Raw genomic sequence first — 4,322 nt, forward strand, 5'->3', positions numbered from 1 at the left:
AAGGCCCGCATGGGGGCGACGCACTTCCTGACCAAAACGCTTCCAAAAGTAGCCGCTGAAATGGCACTCTCGGTCCTGGCCTATAATCTGACACGGGTCATGAACATCGTCGGGATCAAGCCGCTGATCGCCGCGATCGCGGCCTAAAACCCACTCGGGTTTTTGCTCCCAGCACTGACGTCCCTCTCGAGCCGTTTTTACACGACCAAGACCCAAACCGGACATGTGGCGTATCGGTCTGGCAGCAATCGCAAAGTAAGTTTGAATACTATTTCCCGGCCACAACTCGACGTCTTTTGCGCTGTTTCGCACGACGGATGCGATTGGAGCCCATGCTGTCGCCGTCCAGCCAACCTATCGCAGCAATCGCGGCGCTCTTTAGCATGAGGATGTCGAACCCTAGCCCTACAGCTGAATAACCTCGAGCGACGGCGGCTCCGGGAGCTTCCAAGAAGTCGCCCGCGACGAACCGGTAGCAGTCGGCAATCACCAGTCGATTGAAATGTTCTCGCGCTCCGTCTTCGCAGCGCGCAAGATCGAAGGCCATTCCCTTAAGGCCCGGATTGTGGTGCAGCAGGCCGCCGATCAGTGCGCCCGAGCCTCCACCCATATCCATGACGACCGTCGCGCCCGAGAAATCATATGCCTCGACATTCCGGGAACGAGGCTCCGTGTCAGATTAGCCATCGCGGCGTTGAACCGGCCAACGACTTCCGGCGAATTGCGCATCGCGGCGTAGCGATAATCTCCGTCTCCCCGGATCTGGATCGCGGTCTGCCCGTGCGAACCGAATCGACAAGGCCACTCCAGGATTGCACAAGAAGTTCGCCTTCAAAGAGAACCCAGTACTTGAAGGATGGATCGGCATTGCGGTCAAGCTGCCGGCCGAGATCGGCCATGGCAAATTTGTCCCGATCGGCTCGGTTGCAGAGACCAGGGGTTGTGGGGGCAACGAGCAGCCCGCGCAGCGCGCTTTCATCAGCGGACACCACACTGGCGGGTTCGGCTGCCGACTTGGCATCGGTCCCGAAAGCCTCGGCGAGATCGAGCTTGGCCGCCACATAGATCGCCGCGGTAATGCGATGGGATTGCACAAGAACACGGATTCTGGCCTGCTCAAATCTTCCTCCGATCGGGAAGTTCCCAACGTGCGGCAGTCGCTCGCATTAGCGCGCCGCAAATTTCAATCCATCGGGGTAAACCCCGTTGCTTGCACGATCGCTTTCCACCGTTCGGATTCCGACGCGATCAGCCGGGCAAAGTCCGCCATCGAGATTGCGTTGAACTCGACCGCCAGCTTTGCAAGGCCGGATACTACCTCATCGGTGCGCAGTGACGTTTGGATAGCGCTGTTGAGCTTTTCGACGATATTTGCCGGTGTCTTCGCAGGAACGAAAAATCCATACCATGTGAGGTCCTTGAGGGATGGGTAGCCAGTTTCCGCCATCGTGGGGACGCCGGGCAGGAACGAACTCCGGTGCGGTCCGGTAGATGCCAGCGCGCGAAGATCGCCGGATTGGACCAGACCCAGGGAACTGGCGATTGGCATGAGGGCGGATGCAATCTCGCCTTTGAGAAGATCCTCAATCGCGCCTCTGCCTTGATAAGGTACGTGAAGAAACTCGAAACCTGCAGTGCGCCCCAGCATCGCACCAAGGAAATGCAGCGTCGTTCCAGCACCTGGCGTCCCGTAGGTGGCTTGCTTTGGGTTTGCGCGGCACCACGCGACGAAATTGGCAAGGGTTCTTACTTCAGCCGGCACCTTTGGACCTACGGTCAGCAATGATGGGGTTGAGGCCACTGTCGACACCGGGGTGAAATCCCGCGGCTGATATCTGAGCGTCTTGTAGACGTGCGGAAAGAACGTCATGAATCCAAGCGGCGCGAGCAGCATGACCGATCCGTCGGCGTCGGCAGTCTTCACCGCCTCCACTGCGATACGACCGGCCGCACCTGGCCGGGGCTCGACCACAATCGTCGCCGCATAATCTTTCATCTGGCCGGCAATGAGCCTCGCCAAGGCGTCCAGCAGGCCAGGCGTAGTGCCCGTCAGGATATGGACGGTCTTTGCGAGGGGCTGTGCAATGGCCCGCGGCACGAGATTCGCCGCGGCGATGGCACCACAGGCCGCTGACACACTCAACAAATCACGGCGTGTGATCATCAGGTGCCTCCCGGTTCCGCATTCTACCTTGGATGTACCACGGCAGGGATCAGACGCGCTTAATCTTCAGCTTACTTTTCCCTAACCGTCGGCATATTCTTGGCATTTAGGGCGGTGTCGCAGGACCTTCGACGAACCGCCGCCCCGGGGAATTGGCTTGCGCTATCTGTTTGAAAATTATGCACTCGATATCGACCGCCGCGAGCTGCGGCGTGGTCCGAACGTGATCGCCATTGCGCCGAAGGTGTTCGACCTGCTCAACTACCTGATCAGCAACCGCGAACGCGTCGTCGGCAAGGACGACCTGATTACAGCCGTTTGGGACGGCCGCATTATCTCGGATGCAGCGCTGACTACCCGGCTGAATGCCGCGCGAAAGGCGATCGGTGATTCCGGAGATGAGCAGTGTCTCATCAAAACGTTTCCGCGCAAGGGTTTCCGCTTCGTCGGCACGGTACAGGAAACCGCGGGGCCGGCATGCGCGAGCAGTTCCTCGAAACTGAGCTTTGCCGTCCACAATAGACCCTCGCTCGTCGTTCTGCCGTTCACCAACCTTAGTTCTGATCCCGAGCAGGAATATTTCGTCGATGGAGTTACCGAGAGCCTGACCACGGATTTGTCGCGTATGGTCGGCATCTTCGTAATCGGTCGCAATACTGCTTTCACCTACAAGGGAAAGCATGTCGATTTGAAGCAAATCGGTCGGGACCTCGGTGTCCGCTACGTCCTTGAGGGTTCCGTGCAGCGGGGTGGAAACCGCATGCGCATCAACGTCCAGCTTATCGAGGCCGAGACCAGCAATCATATGTGGGCCGAACGATTCGACAAGCCGATCGCCGACCTGTTCGACATGCAGGATGAGATTGGCGCGCGTCTTGCCAATCAACTGGGAACGGAACTGGTCACGGCCGAGGCGCGGCGTGCGGCGCGCGCGCCACATCCCGATTCGATGGACCTGTATTTCCGGGGCATGGCGAGCGCGAACCGGGGATTCGCAGACTTGTCGCAAGCGCGTGAGTTTTTCGAGCAAGCCCTCTGCCTGGACCCTGGCAACGTTGAAGCAATGGTTGGCACTGCATTCGTCGATGCCATGCGGGGGACTTCCATGCTGAGTGGCGACCGGACCGCACGCCTTAAGGCGGCCGAAACGTCCTTGACCAAAGTACTTGCGCACACGCCAAATCATGCGATGGCGCATTGCCTCCTTGGCGTCGTCCAGATTTTTACCAAACGTGCCGCCCAGGGCATTACCGAATGCGAGCGCGCACTGGAGCTGGACCGAAATCTGGCCTCCGCTTACATGTGGATTGGCCTTGGCAAATGTTATCTCGGTCGCGCCGAGGAAACCGAAGCCCATGTCATGGAGGCATTTCGGCTGTCTCCCCGTGACAACAGAGCATACAGCTGGATGAATACTGCGGGTGTCGCGCAGTCGTATCTTGCGGCCGATGAAGCTGCCGTCTACTGGCTCAGGCGGGCCATCGAGACCAATCCGAATGTCGCCGCGTTCGTTCACTTCTACCTTGCCGCGGCGTTGGCTCATCTCGGGCGGATCGAGGAAGCGCGGGCTTCGGTACAGACTGGCCTCGCCATCGATCCCGATTTCACGCTCTCGCACTTCAATACCAGTGCGCCAACGGACGTTCCGATCTGTCTCGCCCAGCGCGCACGGATTGCCGAGGGCATGCGCAAGGCGGGGCTACCGGAAGGGTGAATTGGCGGAGACATTCTATTCGAGGCAGGCCAAAAATGTTCACGAATGACCGCTCGTGTGACTTTTCGGACCAAAGCGATGAAGCTGACGATGTCAGTTCATTGAGGGATTGTGTTGCAAAAGTCGTTTGCGAGAAGTGTCAAAAATTCTGAGGGCCGCTGGCACGTTCTTCGTGTAATGATCCGAGGGACCTCATCGCCTTGCGCCAAATTCATGGGCGACTTCGGTAGCGCGACTGAAGCTGTGCGAATCATCGACCTCTTTGCGCTTCAGGTTTTCGCCAAAAATTTTGAACGCTGCAACTTTCGAGTTTTGCAACACAATCTGACGGACCTCGCGGTTGATCGAGGTTACTTCCGAAAATGACCCAGGCTGTGTGAATACGTTTTTCCACCCCCAAAAACTGCACGCAACCAGGGACGATCCGCGTCGACACGACGGTCT

At 58.4% G+C, this 4,322-nt stretch carries 5 protein-coding genes and 1 pseudogene; 2 read left to right on the forward strand and 4 right to left on the reverse strand.

The genetic code is table 11. From position 1 onward, the window contains the following. A pseudogene (locus JQ624_RS39200) lies at positions 1 to 147 on the forward strand (IS5/IS1182 family transposase); the annotation flags it as partial. A gap of 121 nt (positions 148 to 268) precedes the next feature. Here JQ624_RS39200 and JQ624_RS39205 read toward each other — a convergent pair. The 3 genes from JQ624_RS39205 to JQ624_RS38050 form a co-directional block, all read right to left on the reverse strand. Next, positions 269 to 616 (reverse strand): methyltransferase, encoded by a 348-nt coding sequence (locus JQ624_RS39205; protein WP_249130419.1) that lies wholly within the window; start codon positions 614 to 616, stop codon positions 269 to 271. Positions 617 to 674: 58 nt separating this feature from the next. Further along, positions 675 to 1,061 carry a hypothetical protein gene (locus JQ624_RS39210; RefSeq protein ID WP_249130420.1) on the reverse strand — a complete coding sequence of 129 codons (387 nt, stop codon included), beginning with the start codon at positions 1,059 to 1,061 and terminating at the stop codon, positions 675 to 677. 122 nt (positions 1,062 to 1,183) lie between these two features. Beyond that, entirely contained in the window at positions 1,184 to 2,164 is a 981-nt protein-coding gene (locus JQ624_RS38050; RefSeq protein WP_212423986.1) for a tripartite tricarboxylate transporter substrate binding protein, read from the reverse strand. 157 nt (positions 2,165 to 2,321) lie between these two features. On the opposite strand from JQ624_RS38050, the gene JQ624_RS38055 reads away from it, so the two are divergent. Beyond that, a complete protein-coding gene (locus tag JQ624_RS38055) occupies positions 2,322 to 3,878 on the forward strand; it encodes a winged helix-turn-helix domain-containing tetratricopeptide repeat protein (RefSeq protein WP_212423987.1) in 1,557 nt (518 codons plus the stop codon). A gap of 192 nt (positions 3,879 to 4,070) precedes the next feature. Here JQ624_RS38055 and JQ624_RS38060 read toward each other — a convergent pair. Then, the coding region (locus JQ624_RS38060) for a hypothetical protein (protein ID WP_212423988.1) at positions 4,071 to 4,322 on the reverse strand (252 nt) is incomplete at its 5' end.

The organism is Bradyrhizobium sp. AUGA SZCCT0283 (assembly GCF_018130385.1).
In the GTDB taxonomy this organism is placed as follows: Bacteria; Pseudomonadota; Alphaproteobacteria; order Rhizobiales; family Xanthobacteraceae; genus Bradyrhizobium.

What these genes read in the sequence shown, in the direction of transcription:
- JQ624_RS39205 (WP_249130419.1), bottom strand. Translation starts at nt 616, where the DNA reads ATGGATATGGGTGGAGGCTCGGGCGCACTGATCGGCGGCCTGCTGCAC.
- JQ624_RS38050 (WP_212423986.1), bottom strand. Translation starts at nt 2,164, where the DNA reads ATGATCACACGCCGTGATTTGTTGAGTGTGTCAGCGGCCTGTGGTGCC.